General features: G+C 70.2%; 16 protein-coding genes. 8 read left to right on the top strand and 8 right to left on the bottom strand.

Annotated elements, in window-relative coordinates:
• Window positions 1–123 precede the first annotated feature (123 nt).
• Complete coding sequence (locus tag QQM72_RS39855; protein WP_314225699.1) at window positions 124–1530, bottom strand: glutamate decarboxylase; 1407 nt, start codon at window positions 1528–1530, stop codon at window positions 124–126.
• A gap of 30 nt (window positions 1531–1560) precedes the next feature.
• The gene (locus QQM72_RS39850; RefSeq protein ID WP_314225698.1) at window positions 1561–2844 is read right to left on the bottom strand and encodes an ion channel protein; all 1284 of its coding nucleotides are present in this window, start codon (window positions 2842–2844) and stop codon (window positions 1561–1563) included.
• Between the two features lie 125 nt (window positions 2845–2969).
• On the opposite strand from QQM72_RS39850, the gene QQM72_RS39845 reads away from it, so the two are divergent.
• A complete protein-coding gene (locus QQM72_RS39845; RefSeq protein ID WP_314225697.1) occupies window positions 2970–3731 on the top strand; it encodes a MerR family transcriptional regulator in 762 nt (253 codons plus the stop codon).
• 28 nt (window positions 3732–3759) lie between these two features.
• On the opposite strand, the gene QQM72_RS39840 is transcribed toward QQM72_RS39845, so the two are convergent.
• Window positions 3760–4125: a YbjQ family protein gene (locus QQM72_RS39840; protein ID WP_314225696.1), complete on the bottom strand. Its 366-nt coding sequence runs from the start codon at window positions 4123–4125 to the stop codon at window positions 3760–3762.
• Between the two features lie 142 nt (window positions 4126–4267).
• Here QQM72_RS39840 and QQM72_RS39835 point away from each other — a divergent pair, with 142 nt between their 5' ends.
• Window positions 4268–5290 carry a DedA family protein gene (locus QQM72_RS39835; protein WP_314225695.1) on the top strand — a complete coding sequence of 341 codons (1023 nt, stop codon included), beginning with the start codon at window positions 4268–4270 and terminating at the stop codon, window positions 5288–5290.
• Between the two features lie 4 nt (window positions 5291–5294).
• On the opposite strand, the gene QQM72_RS39830 is transcribed toward QQM72_RS39835, so the two are convergent.
• The gene (locus QQM72_RS39830; protein ID WP_314225694.1) at window positions 5295–6956 is read right to left on the bottom strand and encodes a threonine/serine exporter family protein; all 1662 of its coding nucleotides are present in this window, start codon (window positions 6954–6956) and stop codon (window positions 5295–5297) included.
• Window positions 6957–7088: 132 nt separating this feature from the next.
• Window positions 7089–7580 (bottom strand): inorganic diphosphatase, encoded by a 492-nt coding sequence (locus QQM72_RS39825; RefSeq protein ID WP_007452023.1) that lies wholly within the window; start codon window positions 7578–7580, stop codon window positions 7089–7091.
• A 124-nt stretch (window positions 7581–7704) separates the two neighbouring features.
• On the opposite strand from QQM72_RS39825, the gene dacB reads away from it, so the two are divergent.
• The 6 genes from dacB to folE all read left to right on the top strand — a co-directional run bounded on the left by dacB (window position 7705) and on the right by folE (window position 15394).
• Window positions 7705–9321 carry a D-alanyl-D-alanine carboxypeptidase/D-alanyl-D-alanine endopeptidase gene (gene dacB, locus QQM72_RS39820; protein ID WP_399080364.1) on the top strand — a complete coding sequence of 539 codons (1617 nt, stop codon included), beginning with the start codon at window positions 7705–7707 and terminating at the stop codon, window positions 9319–9321.
• 108 nt (window positions 9322–9429) lie between these two features.
• Window positions 9430–10563 carry a zinc-dependent metalloprotease gene (locus tag QQM72_RS39815; protein WP_314225692.1) on the top strand — a complete coding sequence of 378 codons (1134 nt, stop codon included), beginning with the start codon at window positions 9430–9432 and terminating at the stop codon, window positions 10561–10563.
• A gap of 192 nt (window positions 10564–10755) precedes the next feature.
• Window positions 10756–11778: a tRNA lysidine(34) synthetase TilS gene (gene tilS, locus QQM72_RS39810; RefSeq protein WP_314225691.1), complete on the top strand. Its 1023-nt coding sequence runs from the start codon at window positions 10756–10758 to the stop codon at window positions 11776–11778.
• Window positions 11779–11850: 72 nt separating this feature from the next.
• Complete coding sequence (gene hpt, locus QQM72_RS39805) at window positions 11851–12411, top strand: hypoxanthine phosphoribosyltransferase (RefSeq protein WP_057601282.1); 561 nt, start codon at window positions 11851–11853, stop codon at window positions 12409–12411.
• Between the two features lie 186 nt (window positions 12412–12597).
• Entirely contained in the window at window positions 12598–14637 is a 2040-nt protein-coding gene (gene ftsH / locus QQM72_RS39800; protein WP_314225690.1) for an ATP-dependent zinc metalloprotease FtsH, read from the top strand.
• Between the two features lie 151 nt (window positions 14638–14788).
• Entirely contained in the window at window positions 14789–15394 is a 606-nt protein-coding gene (folE, locus tag QQM72_RS39795; protein ID WP_054241753.1) for a GTP cyclohydrolase I FolE, read from the top strand.
• A 26-nt stretch (window positions 15395–15420) separates the two neighbouring features.
• Here folE and QQM72_RS39790 read toward each other — a convergent pair whose 3' ends face one another.
• The 3 genes from QQM72_RS39790 to folB form a co-directional block, all read right to left on the bottom strand.
• Window positions 15421–15906 (bottom strand): DUF3180 domain-containing protein, encoded by a 486-nt coding sequence (locus QQM72_RS39790; protein WP_314225689.1) that lies wholly within the window; start codon window positions 15904–15906, stop codon window positions 15421–15423.
• Between the two features lie 72 nt (window positions 15907–15978).
• On the bottom strand, window positions 15979–16590 hold the full coding sequence (gene folK, locus QQM72_RS39785; RefSeq protein ID WP_314225688.1) for a 2-amino-4-hydroxy-6-hydroxymethyldihydropteridine diphosphokinase: 612 nt from the start codon (window positions 16588–16590) through the stop codon (window positions 15979–15981).
• Window positions 16587–16946, bottom strand: coding sequence for a dihydroneopterin aldolase (gene folB / locus QQM72_RS39780; RefSeq protein WP_020132500.1), 360 nt, complete (start codon window positions 16944–16946; stop codon window positions 16587–16589). The genes folK and folB overlap by 4 nt, the downstream gene beginning before the upstream one ends.
• Window positions 16947–17053 lie beyond the last annotated feature (107 nt).

Here is a 17053-nt window from a genome sequence, read left to right as displayed (position 1 = left end):
GGCCACCTGGAGGCGGCAGATGCGGCTCCAGCAGTAACCACTCGCGATTCGTCAGATCCCCCCGACCCATGACCCAACCAACGAGCGACCAGTCAAAAAGTCACATGATCCGCCGGACAGAACCTAGTGGTGGAAGCCGGTCGCCGCGGTCTTGTCCCGGGTCCGCGGCGCCGACTGCCGGCGGAGTTCCGGAAGCAGCCGGGACAGGTCCTCCACGAACATGTCGGCGAGGTCCTCCGAGAAGCCGTTTCTGCACACGACCCGCAGGACGGACAGGTCCTCCCGGTTCGGCGGGAACGTGTACGCGGGCACCAGCCAGCCGCTCTCGCGCAGCCGCCGTGACACGTCGAAGACGTCGTACGAGTCCACGCCCGGGGCCGTCGTGAAGGCGAACACCGGCAGCTCGTCGCCCCGGGTGAGAAGCCTGAAGTCGCCGAGCGCCTCCACCCGGTCGGCGATGCCCCGGGCCACGTCCCGCGTGGTCTGCTGCACCGCCCGAAAGCCCGTGCGGCCCAGCCGCAGCAGCGTGTAGTACTGCGCGACGACCTGGGCGCCCGGCCGGGAGAAGTTGAGGGCGAAGGTCGGCATGTCGCCGCCCAGGTAGTTGACCCGGAAGACCAGCTCCTCCGGCAGGGCCTCCTTGTCACGCCACAGAGCCCAGCCGACACCCGGGTACACCAGCCCGTACTTGTGCCCGGAGGTGTTGATCGAGGTCACCCGCGGGAGGCGGAAGTCCCACACCAGGTCCTCGTCGAGGAAGGGGGCGATCATCGCGCCGGACGCGCCGTCCACATGCACCGGGATGTCGAGTCCGGTGCGCTCCTGAAGGGCGTCGAGGGCCCCGCAGAGATCCGCGATCGGTTCGTAGGAGCCGTCGAAGGTGGAGCCGAGGATGCCGACGACGCCGATCGTGTTCTCGTCGCACAGCTCGGCGGCGGCCTGCGGGTCGAGGTGGAAGCGCTCGCCCTCCATGGGAACCAGGCGGGGCTCCACCTCCCAGAAGTTGCAGAACTTGTCCCAGCAGACCTGGACGTTGACCCCCATCACCAGGTTGGGCCGGGCACCCGGGTAGCGGTCGGCGTTGCGCTGCGCCCACCGCCGCTTCATCGCCATCCCGGCGAGCATGCACGCCTCGCTCGACCCGGTCGTCGAACAGCCCACGGCCGCCGACGGGTCGGGCGCGTTCCACAGGTCGGCGAGCATCGCCACGCAGCGCCGCTCCAGTTCGGCGGTGCGCGGGTACTCGTCCTTGTCGATCATGTTCTTGTCCCGGCACTCCGCCATCAGGACGCCGGCCTGCGGCTCCATCCAGGTGGTGACGAAGGTGGCCAGGTTGAGCCGTGAATTGCCGTCCAGCATCAGCTCGTCGTGCACCAGCTGGTACGCCGCCGACGGTGGCGTCGGGCCGTCCGGCAGCCGGTGTTTGGGCGGTGCCTCGACCATGCCGCTGACCGGATCGGCCTCGCCGAAGAAGGGGTTCACGGACAGGGGACGCTCGTCGGACTTCTGGGGACCTTTGTGCAACGCCATGGGAGTGCCTCCTGTTGGATCGAACGGGTGTCAGCGGACCGAAGTTCCGTCCGCGCGCAACTGCATCTGCGGCCGCCCCGTCACCAGCAGCCAGGCCGGCAGCGAGGCGATGCAGAGCAGGGCGATGATCGACGGCGAGGCGACCAGGACGGCGGCGACGAAAAGGCTCACCCAGCCCTGCCGGGTGATGGCCAGGAGGACGCCCAGCACCCCGGTGGCCACCCCCACCGCCGGATGGACGCCCGGCACGAGCGCATGGGCCGTGAGGCCGAGGGCGGAGCCCACGAACACGGCAGGGAAGATCCGCCCGCCCCGGAATCCGGAGGTCGCGGCGACGACCAGCGCGGCCATCTTCACCAGCGTCATCGTGGCGAACTGCCCGGCCGTCCAGCCGTCGGGGTCGGCGGCGAGCTCCGCGACCTCGTCCAGCCCCTTGAAGAGCGTCAGATGGCCGCCCAGGGCCGCCAGCAGCCCCAGCACGACTCCGCCGGCCGGGAGGATCAGCATCGGGTGCCGCAGCCGCGCGAACGCGCTGTGGAGGTACGGGAAGGCGTACACGCCGCACATGCCGAGCACCGCGCCCGTCGACGCGACCACCATCGCCGCCAGCAGGTCGCCCCAACCGGGCTGTCCGAACGGGGGCAGATGCATGTCGAAGCTCGGATGGGCCACCAGGGTGGTCGTCATCGCCCCGGCCGCGGCGGCGACCAGCGGTGTGAAGACGCTGTCCCACAGCGGCCCCTTGGTCTGCCGTCCCGCCAGCGCCTCGGAGATCAGCAGCGCCGCCGCCACGGGCGTACCGAACAGCGCGCCGATGGTCGCCGCCTCCGCGAGCACCACCCATCCCTCGCCCGGCACCTGCGGGCGCAATCGGTGGCCCAGCCAGAAGACGACCGCCACGTTCACGGCGATGATCGGGTTCTCCGGGCCCAGGCTGGGCCCGCCGGCCAGCATCAGCGCGGTCGCCACCAGCAGCCCGGGGAGGACCGCCGGCGGCAGCACGCGCGCGTCCAGCCCCATCGTGGCCGGGTCGGGACCGGCGTGCCCCGGCACCTTCCACACCACCAGCCCCACCAGCACGCCCGTCATGGTGAGCATGACCATCATCCAGAGCACGGAGTACCGGCCCACGCCCAGCGCGTCCGGGAGGGTCTGCCACAGCACGTCCTGGAGTTGCCCGGCCGCCCCCTCCACCAGCAGGAGCAGCAGGCTCGCCAGCACGCCGATGGCGAGGGCGGGCAGGATCGACGGCAGCAGGGTGCGCGCCGGGGTCGCCGGAACGCGGGGCGGCTGCTGTGCGGTTTCCTGGGCCACGGGCTCACGATAAGCGGGCAAACCGGACATGACATCCGGGCGGTGGCGGACGAGGCGGAATCCCCTTGCACCTCACGCGGCGTGAGGCCGCACCGTGGAGCGCGTACGAGAAGGGAGCGGACGAAGTGAGCTACTCCGTAGGACAGGTCGCCGGATTCGCCGGTGTCACGGTGCGCACGCTGCACCACTACGACGACATCGGCCTGCTCGTCCCCGGCGGGCGCAGCCACGCGGGCCACCGGCGCTACGACGACGCCGACCTCGACCGGCTGCAGCGGATCCTGTTCTACCGCGAGCTCGGCTTCCCGCTCGAGGACGTCGCGGCCCTGCTCGACGATCCGGCGGCCGACCCGCGCGCGCACCTGCGCCGGCAGCACGAACTGCTGACCGCCCGGATCGAGCAGCTGCAGAAGATGGCCGCGGCCGTGGAACACGCGATGGAGGCACGCGAGATGGGCATCAACCTCACGCCCGAGGAACGGTTCGAGGTCTTCGGCGACAAGGACCCGGAGCGGTACGCCGAAGAGGCGGAGCAGCGCTGGGGCGGCACCGAGGCGTACGCGGAGTCGCAGCGCCGCGCCGCCCGCTACACGAAGGACGACTGGAAGCGTCTCCAGGCCGAGGTCGACGACTGGAGCGAGCGCTACACGGGCCTGATGGCCGCCGGTGAGCCGCCGGCCGGCGAGCCGGCCATGGACATGGCCGAGGAACACCGGCAGCACATCGGCAGGTGGTTCTACGACTGCTCGTACGAGACGCACCGCTGTCTGGGGGAGATGTACGTCTCCGACGAGCGCTTCAAGGCGTTCTACGACGCGATGCGCCCGGGCCTCGCCGAGCACCTCAAGGAGGCGATCACGGCGAACGCGGCCCGGCAGACGGCGTAGGGGCGTCCCTGGGGGTCCTGGCCCGGGGCTACTCCCGGACCAGCACCACCGCGGTTCCGTACGCGCACACCTCGGTGCCCACCTCCGCCGCCTCCGTCACGTCGAAGCGGAACATCAGCACGCCGTTGGCTCCGCGCGCGCGTGCCTGCTCGACGAGGCGTTCCATGGCCTGGTTGCGGGTCTCGACGAGGGTCTTCGTCAAGCCCTTGAGCTCGCCGCCGATCATCGACTTGAGGCCCGCGCCGATCTGGCTGCCCAGGTGCCGGGAGCGCACGGTCAGCCCGAAGACCTCGCCGATGACCTTCTCCACCCGGAACCCGGACACGTCGTTCGTGGTGACGACCAGTACGTCCGGCTCGGGGCCCTGCCCGCCGCCGTAGTCTTCGATGCCCATGGCTCACAGCTTCGTCGCAGCGGGCCCACAGTGCATCCCGGAGACATCCGTGGAACCTGGGGCGTACACATTGCGTTGATAGCTTTGTGCGGCTGCACCATGGACGCCGTACCCTTCCCCCACCCCTCAGGAGCCCGGAACCGTGACGACGATCGCCCTCGGACCGAGCTGGCTGGACCCCAATTACCTGCTCGACAACTTCGGTCTCTGGGGCCTGTTGCTCATCGTCTTCGCGGAGTCCGGCCTGCTGATCGGGTTCTTCCTGCCCGGCGACTCCCTGCTGTTCACCGCCGGCCTGCTGATCACGTCGAACCAGCTGGACTTCCCGCTGTGGGGCGCGGTCGCGCTGATCTGCGTCGCCGCGATCCTGGGCGACCAGGCGGGTTACATGTTCGGCAAGAAGGTCGGGCCGTCGCTCTTCAACCGACCGGACTCCCGGCTCTTCAAGCAGGAGAACGTCACCAAGGCGCACGAGTTCTTCGAGAAGTACGGCCCGAAGTCCCTGGTCCTGGCCCGCTTCGTGCCCATCGTGCGTACCTTCACGCCGATCATCGCCGGCGTCAGCGGCATGCGGTACCGCTCGTTCCTGGTCTTCAACGTCATCGGCGGCGTCCTGTGGGGCGCGGGCGTCACCCTGCTCGGCTCCTGGCTGGGCAACATCGACTTCGTCAAGAAGAACATCGAAGCGATCCTCATCCTGATCGTCCTCATCTCCGTGGTCCCGATCATCATCGAGTTCCTGCGGGCCCGCTCGAAGGCCAAGAAGAACCCGCAGCAGAGCTCGTCGCAGGCTCCCGGGCAGCAGCACCGGCCCCACCAGCAGCAGCCCCCGGTCATGGACGACGCGACGACCCAGCTCCGCCGGATCGACCAGCACGACCAGCAGTACCAGTACGGCAACCAGGGGCAGGGCCACGGCCAGAGGCAAGGTCACGGTCACGGTCAGAACCAGGGTCAGGGTCAGGACCACGGCCAGGACCAGGCCGAGCAGCCCGACTACTACGGTCAGCAGCAGTACCCCCGGCAGCAGCCGTACCCGCAACAGCAGCAGTACCCACAGGACTGGCAGCAGCAGCCCCAGCAGCAGCCCCAGCAGCAGCCCCAGCAGCAGCCGTACGGCGCGCAGCAGAACGGCCAGTACCCCTACGACAACCAGGGCTACTAGAGGCTCAGAAGCCCCGCGTCCGCTTGGCGGCCCGCCGCTTCTCGGCGGAGCCGATCCGCAGGAACAGCCGCGAGATCTCGGACCCCAGGTTCACGCCGATCGCGATGGCCATCGCCAGCGCCGCGGCCTTGGTGATCGACACCAGCCCCGCGTCCACCTCGTTCTGCGCGATGGCCAGCAGTCCGAAGTAGGTCGCCGATCCCGGCAGCAGGGGCCCGATCGCGGCGGTCGTGTACGGCAGGGCGGAAGCGAACCGGTAGCGCGAGAGCAACTGCCCGAACAGGCCCACCACGCCCGCCGCGACGGCCGTGGAGGCGACCGGCGAGATCTCCCCGGCGTAGTGCATCGCGCCGTACACCGACCACGCCACACCGCCGTTCAGGGTGACGGCCAGCACGGTTGATCGTTCCTGCTGAAGCAGCACCGCGAAGGTCAACGACAGCAGCATCGACGCGCCGATCTGCCACAGCGGTCGCTTGGTGATGCCCAGGGCGGCGTCGGGATTGAGATGCGCGCCGAGCTGCACACCGACGTAGAGCATCACCAGCACGCCCGCCACGATGCCCACGAAGAAGTACATGACCTCCAGCAGACGCGCGGCCGCGGTGATGTAGAAACCGGTCAGGCCGTCCTGGACGCCCGCCACCAGCGCCCGTCCGGGCAGCAGCGCGAACAGTCCACCGGTGATCACCGCGGACGCCTTCACCTCGACGTTCGCGAGCGTCAGCGCGATGCCTATCGCGGCCGGCGGCATCGCGGCGACCAGGAACTGGTAGAACTCCGGCAGCCCGCGCCCCGCGCAGAGCCACGCCAGCCGGTCACCGAGCATCGCGCCGAGCGCCGCCGCCACGAACACGACGAGGTCGCCGCCGACCAGCACCGAGGCCGCGCCCGCGAGGAGCCCGCTCGCCGAGGTCAGCACCCAGGTCGGGTACGGATGCCGGTTGCGGCGCATCTCCGCGAGCCGCCGGTAGGCCTCTTCCAGGGAGAGATGGCTCTCCGGGTCGCTCAGGTCGTCCACGAGCCGGAAGACGGCCGCCAGGCGCGTGTAGTCGGTGCCCCGGCGACGGACCGTCCGGGACGCCGTCACCGGGTCCTCCACCAGGGACGGCTGGTACGAGATCGACAGCAGCGTGAAGGTGACGTTCGGTTCGCAGCGGTCGAGCCCGTAGGAGCGGCAGACCGCGAACATCGCGGCCTCCACGTCCTCGGCGCCCTCCCCGCCCGCGAGCAGCAGCTCGCCGATACGCAACGTCAGGTCGAGCACGCGAGGGACGGCCGGGCCGCCCTCCTCCGCCTTCGGCCCCGGCTCCGGCGCGGGCCGGTCGGCCACCGGCATCCGCAGCATGGTGCGCATCCGGTCCTGCCAGGGCAGGTCCTTGATCAGACTCACCACCGGCACGCCTTCGGCCGGTGTGAAGGCCACCGGAGCCTGCCGGGCGCTGTACGTGCTCGGCACGCTGAACGCCGACCCCTCGCCCTCCGCGGCGGCGGGCGAGCCCACGTCCAGCCCGCTCGGGACGGCGAACTCCGACGTTGTCTCCGGCTCACCGCCGGTTCTGGGGACGGCCAGCCCCGCCGGGATCGCGAACTCGGACGTGATCTCGGGGTCGAAGCCACTCCTCGCCTCGTCCGACTGCGGTTTGCGGTCCTCCGCCTCCGACACTCAGCAACGCTCCCTGAACGACACCTTCCTTAAGGCCTCAGTATGCGCACAGACGCGCGGAAGGGGCGCACGCGTACGCGTGCGACCGGGGTCGCGGGGCCCCCCTTCCGGCGGCATCAGGCGACAGAGACCTCAGTGGCCGCCCTGGTCCTTGAAACGCTTGTAGGACCGCTCGATCTCGGCCTCGGCGTCGGTGCGGCCCACCCAGTCGGCGCCCTCGACGGACTTGCCGGGCTCCAGGTCCTTGTAGACCTCGAAGAAGTGCTGGATCTCCAGGCGGTCGAACTCCGACACGTGGTGGATGTCCCGCAGGTGCTCCACGCGCGGGTCGGTCGACGGGACGCACAGCAGCTTGTCGTCGCCGCCGGCCTCGTCCGTCATCCGGAACATGCCGATCGCGCGGCAGCGGATCAGACAGCCCGGGAACGTCGGCTCGTCCAGGATGACCAGCGCGTCCAGCGGGTCACCGTCCTCGCCGAGGGTGTTCTCGACGAATCCGTAGTCGGTCGGGTAGGCGGTCGAGGTGAAGAGTCGACGGTCCAGGCGGATCCGACCGGTCTCGTGGTCCACCTCGTACTTGTTCCGCGAACCCTTCGGGATCTCGATCGTGACGTCGAACTCCACCGGTGGCTCCTCCATGATCAGCACATAGTTCTGGTGGTTAAGTGTCCCTCACGCCGCAGTGTGATCGCGAAAGGGGCTGGTGTTCGTGCCAGAGCTGAGGCCTTGGCGGGCCGTGAGACCGCACGTGGTGCGGGTCACGGACGCCGTCCGACCGCGTCTGGCACGGGCCGCAGGGATCGTAAGGCCTCGTCTCGCACGAGTGGCGGCGGCCGCGAAGCCGCAGGTCGCACGGCTCACACAGGCGGCCGGGCCGCAGCTCGAGCGGATCACGAAGGCCGGTCCGAACACCAGGTCGTGGCAGTACACCGCGGGTGCGGCGACCGCCGGGCTGGCGCTGGCCGCCGGTGTGGTGACCGTCGCCGGCCCCTGGGACTCCACCGGTCAGCGTACGGCCGAGCGGGACCGGGCCGCCGCCCTGGAACAGGCGGGTGGCACAGATCACGGCCGTACGGACGATTCGTCCGGTTCCTTCGACACGGCGGCCGGAGCGCCGCGGCCCGCGCCGAGCGCCGCCTCCGTCCTCGCGGGCCTTGGTGGCGCCACCAACGCCGTGAAGTCCGCCCCGGCCGCTCTTCCGACCGGCACGGGCCTCTCGGGCGTCCTGGAGCCCCTCCTGGGCGATCCGGCCCTCGGCGCCCGGCGGACCGCCGTGGTCGTCGACGTGGCCACCGGCAAGCGGCTGTACGGCTCCGGGGCCGACGAGGCGCTGACCCCGGCGTCCACGACGAAGATCGCCACCGCGGTCGCCGCGCTCTCCGCGCTGGGCGGCGAGCACCGCCTCACCACCAGCGCCGCGCTGGAACCCGACACCAGGGAAGTCGTCCTCGTCGGCGGCGGCGACCCCACCCTCACGGCCCGCGCGGACGCCGAGGGCTGGGCCGACCTGCGCAGCCTCGCCGCTTCCACGGCGGCCGCCCTGAAGAAGCGCGGCCTCACCCAGGTGACGCTCTCGTACGACACGACGCTGTTCGCCGGAAGCCAGGTTCACCCCATCGGGGTCAACCCCAACCTTGCCGCCGTCACCGCCCTGTCCGCCGACGAGGGCCGCACCGACGACTCCACCAGCGGTCCGACGACCCGCGTGAGCGACCCGGCGGACGACGCGACCCGCAAGTTCGCCGAGTTCCTGAATGCCGCCGGCATCAAGACCTCGGCCCCCGGACCGTCCAAGGCCACCACGCGCGCGACGACCCTCGCCGCGGTCTCCTCGCCCCCGCTGTCCGTCCTGGTCGAACGGATGCTGACCAACAGCGACAACGACATCGCCGAGGCCCTCGCCCGCCAGACCGCCGTCGCGACCGGTGTCCGCGCCGACTTCGCAGGCGCCGGCAAGGCCGTCCAGGCACAACTGAGGAAGCTCGGACTGCCGTTGACCGGCGTCCGGATCAAGGACGGCAGCGGGCTCGACCGCGAGGACCGGCTCACGGCGAACCTCCTGACCGCCCTCCTGGTCAAGGCCGGTGACGTCGGCCGCCCCGACCTGCGCCCCGTCCTCACCGGCCTTCCCGTCGCCGGTTTCACCGGCACCCTCACCAGCCGCTACACGGAGGGCGCGGCCGGCGTCGTGCGCGCCAAGACCGGCACCCTGACCGGCGTGAACACCCTCGCCGGCACGGTCGTCGACCAGGACGGCCGTCTCCTGGCGTTCGCTCTTCTGGCCTCCGGCACGACCGATCCGGCGGCGGCCCAGGTGGCGCTGGACCGGGCGGCGACGGCGCTGGCGGGGTGCGGCTGCCGCTGAGCGGCGCGGCCCGGCACCCCCGAGCCGCCCCCGGCCCCGACCCTGACATCTCCCTGACCGGTCTCGCGCGGCCTGCCCCCAACGGCGGCGCTCACGTACGGTTGACGCATGACGAGCATCGGTGGCGCTGCTTCTTCGGGGATGGTCGACTGGAATCTCGCGGTGGCGACCGCGACCCGGCTCGTGCGGCCGGGACCCGAGGTCAGCCGCGACGAGGCGCGAGCCGTCGTCGCGGAACTGCGCCGACACGCCAAGGCCTCGGAGGGACACGTCCGGGGCTTCACTCGTATGGGCACCGAGGACATCCACGACACGCCGGTCCTCGTCGTCGACCGCCCGGGCTGGGTGGCGGCGAACGTGGCGGGCTTCCGCGAGATCCTCAAACCACTTCTCGACAAGATGCAGGAACGGCGCGGCAACACGCCCGGCGGCGCGGTCCTGGGCGCCGTCGGCGGCAAGGTCACCGGCGTCGAACTGGGCATGCTGCTGTCCTTCCTGTCCTCCCGCGTCCTCGGCCAGTACGAGACCTTCGCCCCCGCCACCCGCGCGCTCCCCGCCGGGGCCAACGGCGGCGGCCGGCTGCTGCTCGTCGCGCCGAACATCGTCCACGTGGAACGCGAACTCGACGTGGAGCCGCACGACTTCCGGCTGTGGGTGTGCCTCCACGAGGAGACGCACCGCACCCAGTTCTCGGCCGTGCCCTGGCTGCGGGACCACCTCGAGGGCGAAATCCAGTCGTTCCTGGGCGAGACCGACGTCGACCCCATGACGTTCCTCGAGCGGGTCAGGGACGCGGCCCAGTCCCTCGCCGGCGGCAGGCCCGAGGGCGAGGAGGACGACGGCGGCCGTTCCCTGGTCGAGCTGGTGCAGACGCCCGCCCAGCGGGAGATCCTCGCCCGCCTCACCGCCGTGATGTCCCTCCTGGAAGGGCACGCCGACTTCGTCATGGACGGAGTGGGTCCGGAAGTCGTGGCGTCCGTCGCCGAGATCCGCGAGAAGTTCCAGCAGCGCCGCGCCAAGGGCGCCTCCCGACTGGACATCGCCCTGCGGAAGTTGCTGGGCCTGGACGCCAAGCTCAAGCAGTACCGGGACGGCGAGCGCTTCGTACGGGCCGTCGTCGACCAGGTCGGCATGGACGGCTTCAACCGCGTGTGGACCTCCCCGAACACACTTCCGACGAAGGCCGAGATCGCCAAACCGGCGGAATGGGTCACGCGAGTGCACCGCAAGGCCGAGTCATGAAGCCGCCGGAACGGCGATGAACGAATCCGGCCGACGGCAGGCGAACGCCCCTTCAATCACCCGTCCGAGGGACCGTGAGCCCTTGGCAGGCGTGCAATGCTCGGGGAACGGCCCGGTTCTGTCACCATCTACACACTCTGCGTGACCGAACCTCGGGTTCACCCCCGACAACTTCATGAAGGGAACCGGACAGTGGGTCCCCATCCTGCGGTCGCGGCGATACGCCTGGCGGTCCGCCGCGTACTCCACGACATCCTCAACGACCACCCCACCCCCGACACGGGCTCCCACGAGCGACCGGCACCGCCGCTCGTGCTCGTGGCGTGCTCCGGTGGCGCCGACTCCATGGCGCTCGCCTCCGCCCTCGCCTTCGAGGCGCCCCGGCTCGGCATCCGGGCCGGCGGTGTCACCGTCGACCACGGCCTCCAGCCCGGCTCCGACCTGCGCGCCGAGGAAGTCGTCCTGCGGCTGCGCGAACTCGGCCTCGATCCCGTGGAGGCCGCGGCCGTGACCGTCGGCCGCGAAGGCGGGCCCGAGGCCGCGGCCCGCGACGCGCGCTACGCCGCCCTCGACGCCGCCGCCGCCCGCCACGGCGCCGCCGCGATCCTGCTCGGCCACACCCGCGACGACCAGGCCGAAACCGTCCTGCTCGGCCTCGCCCGCGGCTCCGGCATCCGCTCGCTGTCCGGGATGGCGGCGGTCTCGGGGGCCGACGGCCGCTATCGCCGCCCCTTCCTCCAGCTCGACCGGCAGACCGCCCGCAAGGCCTGCATGGTCCAGTCCCTGCCCGTCTGGGACGACCCGCACAACGCAGACCCGGCCTACACCCGCTCCCGGCTGCGCCACGAGGGGCTGCCCGCCCTGGAGAAGGCGCTCGGCAAGGGTGTCGTCGAGGCGCTCGCCCGTACGGCCCAGCTCTCCCGTGACGACGCCGACGCCCTCGACGCCTGGGCGGGCCAGGCCGAGGCCTCCGTGCGGGACGCCGCCGGTCTGCTGGAGTGCGCCAAGCTCTACGCCCTGCCGCCCGCCGTACGCCGTCGGATCCTGCGCCGCGCCGCCATCGAGGCGGGTGCTCCGGCCGGTTCCCTCTTCGCCCGGCACATCGAGGAGGTCGACCGGCTGATCACCGGTTGGCGCGGCCAGGGGGTCATCAATCTCCCCGGCAAAGTCGTCGCCCAGCGCCAGGGTGGCAGACTGGTGATTCGGCAAGGCTGAATCCGGGCCCTCCGGCAGGACCGCTTACGTGGTCGTGGGCGGTCTCGGTGGCCGGTGGGACAACCGAAAGTGATGCGGGTGGACGCGAAAGACATGGGCACCGACCTCAAAGAGGTGCTCATCACCAAGGAAGAGATCGACGCGAAGCTGGTAGAGCTGGCCGCGAAGATCGACGCGGAGTACGCGGGCAAGGACCTGCTCATCGTCGGTGTCCTCAAGGGCGCCGTGATGGTCATGGCCGACCTCGCCCGATCCCTGTCCACCCCCGTCACCATGGACTGGATGGCCGTGTCGTCCTACGGCGCGGGCACCCAGTCCTCCGGTGTGGTGCGGATCCTCAAGGACCTGGACACCGACATCAAGGGCCGACACGTCCTGATCGTCGAGGACATCATCGACTCCGGTCTGACGCTGTCCTGGCTGATCTCCAACCTCGGCTCGCGCGAGCCCGCCACCCTCAAGGTGTGCACGCTGCTGCGCAAGCCCGAGGCCGCCAAGGTCGCCATCGACGTCGAGTGGGTCGGCTTCGACATCCCCAACGAGTTCGTCGTCGGCTACGGCCTCGACTACGCCGAGAAGTACCGCAACCTCCCGTTCGTCGGTACGCTCGCGCCCCACGTCTACGGCGGCTGAGACCCGAAGGGCCCAAGCCCCGTACGAAGATCGGGAACCCCGGCGGGCCTTTCGCCGTTGGAGCATGCAGACGGGTACGCCAGCCGTCCCGTGCGGCTCCGCGCGACAAAGCTGGGGTACCGTCAGAAGAACTGTCTTATCAAACTCACTATGGCAGGAGGGACGGGGCGACACCGCTCCGTATGGATGGACGTGAAGCGATACTTCCGTGGGCCGGTCATGTGGATCGTGCTGGCCGTCCTTGCCGTGGTCGTGTTGATGCAGGTCGTCGGCTCGTCCGGCGGCTACAAGACGGTGGACACCGGCCAGGTCATTGCAGCGATCAACGACAACAAGGTCGAGTCGGCCAAGCTCACCACCGGTGACGAGCAGACCATCAAGGTCACGCTCAAGGACGGCGAAAAGGTCAAGGACAGCTCGAAGATCCAGGCGAGCTACATCGGCGACCAAGGCGTGACCATTGCCAACACGCTGCAGACCAAGTACCAGGACAAGCAGATCCCGGACGGATACACAGTCTCGCCGACGAAGCAGAACGCCTTCGTCGGGATCCTGCTGTCCCTGCTCCCCTTCGTCCTCATCGTGGTCGTCTTCCTGTTCCTGATGAATCAGATGCAGGGCGGCGGCTCCCGAGTCATGAACTTCGGGAAGTCCAAGGCCAAGCTCATCACCAAGGACACCCCGAAGACGACCTTCGCCGACGTCGCGGGCTCGGACGAGGCCGTCGAGGAACTCCACGAGATCAAGGAGTTCCTCCAAGAACCGGCGAAGTTCCAGGCCGTCGGCGCCAAGATCCCCAAGGGCGTACTCCTGTACGGCCCGCCCGGTACCGGCAAGACGCTCCTCGCGCGCGCCGTCGCCGGCGAGGCGGGCGTTCCCTTCTACTCGATCTCCGGTTCCGACTTCGTCGAGATGTTCGTCGGTGTCGGTGCCTCCCGGGTCCGTGACCTCTTCGAGCAGGCCAAGGCGAACGCCCCGGCGATCGTCTTCGTCGACGAGATCGACGCGGTCGGCCGCCATCGCGGCGCCGGCCTCGGCGGTGGTCACGACGAGCGCGAGCAGACGCTGAACCAGCTGCTCGTCGAGATGGACGGCTTCGACGTGAAGGGCGGCGTGATCCTCATCGCCGCCACGAACCGTCCCGACATCCTCGACCCCGCGCTGCTGCGTCCCGGCCGCTTCGACCGCCAGATCGCGGTCGACCGCCCGGACATGCAGGGCCGCCTGGAGATCCTCAAGGTTCACCAGAAGGGCAAGCCGGTCGCTGAGGACGTCGACCTGTCGGCCGTCGCCCGCCGCACCCCGGGCTTCACCGGCGCGGACCTGTCGAACGTGCTGAACGAAGCGGCGCTCCTCACGGCGCGCAGCGACAAGAAGCTCATCGACAACCACTCGCTGGACGAGGCCATCGACCGCGTCGTGGCGGGCCCGCAGAAGCGGACCCGGATCATGTCGGACAAGGAAAAGAAGATCACCGCGTACCACGAGGGCGGCCACGCCCTGGTCGCGGCGGCCTCCCCGAACTCCGACCCGGTCCACAAGATCACGATCCTGTCGCGCGGACGGGCCCTCGGCTACACGATGGTCCTGCCGGACGAGGACAAGTACTCGACCACGCGCAACGAGATGCTCGACCAGCTGGCCTACATGCTGGGCGGTCGCGCCGCCGAGGAACTGGTCTTCCACGACCCGACCACCGGCGCCGCGAACGACATCGAGAAGGCCACCGCCACGGCCCGCGCGATGGTCACCCAGTACGGCATGACCGAGCGACTGGGCGCGATCAAGTTCGGCGGCGACAACACCGAGCCGTTCCTCGGCCGTGAGATGGCTCACCAGCGCGACTACTCGGAAGAGGTCGCCGCGCTGGTGGACGAGGAAGTCAAGAAGCTCATCGAGACCGCGCACAACGAGGCCTGGGAGATCCTGGTCGAGAACCGCGACGTCCTCGACAACCTGGTGCTTCAGCTGCTCGAGAAGGAGACGCTGAACAAGGAGCAGATCGCCGAGGTCTTCTCCGCCATCGTCAAGCGCCCGGCCCGGCCCGCCTGGACCGGTTCCTCGCGGCGCACGCCGTCCACCCGTCCGCCGGTGCTCTCCCCCCGGGAGCTCGCACTGACGAACGGCGCCAACGGCGCGACGCCGGCGATCTCCACGGCGAAGTCCACCGCGGTGGAGCCCACCCCGGTGACCGAGCCGGCCCCGGAGGACCGTCCCGAGAGCTGATCCGGCTCCCGGGAGCTCCACCAGGCCCGGAATGGATGCCGCGCCCCCCAGGTTCTAGCCTGGGGGGCGCGGCATTTTTCGTCCGATGTCTTCCATGCCGCGATGAGGCGCGTGACCCACACGCGTGACCCGCACAGGAACGAGGCACCACATGACCGACCCCGTGACGCTGGACGGCGAGGGCGCCATCGGCGAGTTCGACGAAAAGCGCGCCGAGAACGCCGTACGCGAGCTGCTGATCGCGGTCGGCGAGGACCCGGACCGCGAGGGCCTCCGGGAGACGCCGGCGCGTGTGGCGCGGGCGTACAAGGAGATATTCGCGGGGCTGTGGCAGCAGCCCGAGGACGTGCTGACGACCACTTTCGACCTCGGGCACGACGAGATGGTGCTCGTGAAGGACATCGAGGTGTTCAGCACCTGTGAACACCATCTGGTGCCGTTCAGGGGTGTGGCCCATGTCGGCTACATCCCGTCCACCACCGGGAAGATCACCGGCCTGTCCAAGCTGGCCCGTCTCGTGGACGTCTACGCCCGCCGTCCCCAGGTGCAGGAACGTCTCACCACGCAGATCGCCGACTCCCTGATGGAGATCCTGGAGCCGCGTGGCGTGATCGTCGTCATCGAGTGCGAGCACATGTGCATGTCCATGCGGGGCATCCGCAAGCCCGGCGCCAAGACCATCACCTCGGCGGTGCGGGGACAGCTGCGGGACGCGGCGACGCGCAACGAGGCGATGAGCCTGATCATGGCGCGCTGACGGGGCCTGAGCTCAGCCGGGCGGCGTCACGCCGGTGACGCCGCCCCCTTTTCGTGATCGTCGTCCTCGGGCAGCTTGCAGACGCGCTCCAGGAAGATGGCCGCCGCTATGACCGCGATGCCCGCCAGGACCGAGAAACCGGCGTAGATGGCCTGGTCGCGGCGGGCGGGGATGTCCAGGGACTCCAGCAGGAAGACGCCCGTCCCGCCGTACATGCCGGAGACGAGGGCGGCCACCAGGGCGCTGGACTGGCCGAACACGACCGCGCGGGCCGCCATCAGCGGGTCGACGCCCTTGGCCTCGGGGCGGCGCTCACGCTGGGCCTTGAGCCGGGCGCGCAGCGACAGCGCGGTGGCCGTGAGCACCACGGCGATCAGGGCGAGGACGATGGGCGCGGCCAGCGGAACGCTGGGGAGGGTCCCGATCGAGTTCCACAGGCGGGCTCCGGCCCAGGACAGGATCGCGGCCACGCCGAACACGCCGGCCAGCACCCTGATGCGCAGCTCTCTCACGGTGTCCCTTCAACTCCCCCGAGCCCGCGGGCATGGACATCCCGCGGGCAGTGGTCCTGTCGACCTTAACGACTACTCGGGCAGGTGGAGTTCCAGGTCCTTGCGTGCCGCGACGCCCTCGCGGGTCACGGTGTCGAGCAGACCGGCGACCGTGCCGCGGCCGGGCAGCTGGGCCTCGGGTTCCACGTCGTGCCAGGGGGCGAGGACGAAGGCGCGTTCGTGCGCGCGGGGGTGGGGAAGGGTGAGGTGCGGATCGTCGTCGACGACGTCGGCGTACGCGACGATGTCGACGTCGAGCGTGCGCGCGCCCCAGCGCTCGTCGCGCACCCGGTGGAAGGCCTCCTCGACCGCGTGCGCCCGCTCCAGCAGGGAGGACGGCGGGAGGGTCGTCTTCAGCACGACCACCGCGTTGAAGTACGAGGGCTGGCTGCCGGGCTCGACGCCCCACGGCTCCGTCTCGTACACCGGGGAGACGGCCTTGATGCGTACGCCGGGGGTGTCCTCGAGGGCGTCGATGGCGCCCTGGAGGGTCTCCAGGCGGTTGCCCAGGTTGGAGCCGAGGGCGATCACGGCCCGTTGGGGGTTGTGCAGGGTGGTGTCGGCGGCGTCGACCTTCTCCACGACGGAGGCGGGTACCGGCTGTACGGTCGGGTCGCTCTGACCCTCGGTGAAGGACGCGGTCATACTCGGCTCCGGATGATGGTGACGGTCACGTCGTCGAAGGGGACCGTGATCGGCGCGTCCGGTTTGTGGACGCAGACCTCGACCTCCTGGACCCCTTCGTGCTTCAGACAGGCCTGGGCGATGCGCTCGGCGAGCGTCTCGATGAGGTCGACGGGATCGCCCTGGACGACGGCGACGACCTCCTCCGCCACGATGCCGTAGTGGACGGTCTTCGCCAGGTCGTCGTCGGCCGCGGCCGGTCGGGTGTCCAGGCCCAGGACGAGGTCCACGATGAAGGTCTGGCCCTCCTCGCGTTCCTTGGGGAACACGCCGTGGTACCCGCGGGCCTTCAGGCCGCGCAGCGCGACACGATCCACGCGAATCACTCCTGCAGTCGTCGGTTTCGGCCGGTGCGTCCGGGTGCGGGCGGCACCCCGGCCTCGAACGAATCTACCCGTGAGCACGGACAGAGCCGGGCTCCGGC

It is taken from the genome of Streptomyces zaehneri, assembly GCF_032248645.1.
Taxonomy (GTDB): Bacteria; Actinomycetota; Actinomycetes; order Streptomycetales; family Streptomycetaceae; genus Streptomyces; species Streptomyces coriariae.
The sequence above is the reverse complement of the archived record's forward strand: the minus strand, read 5'-3'. Positions and strand labels throughout refer to the sequence as shown.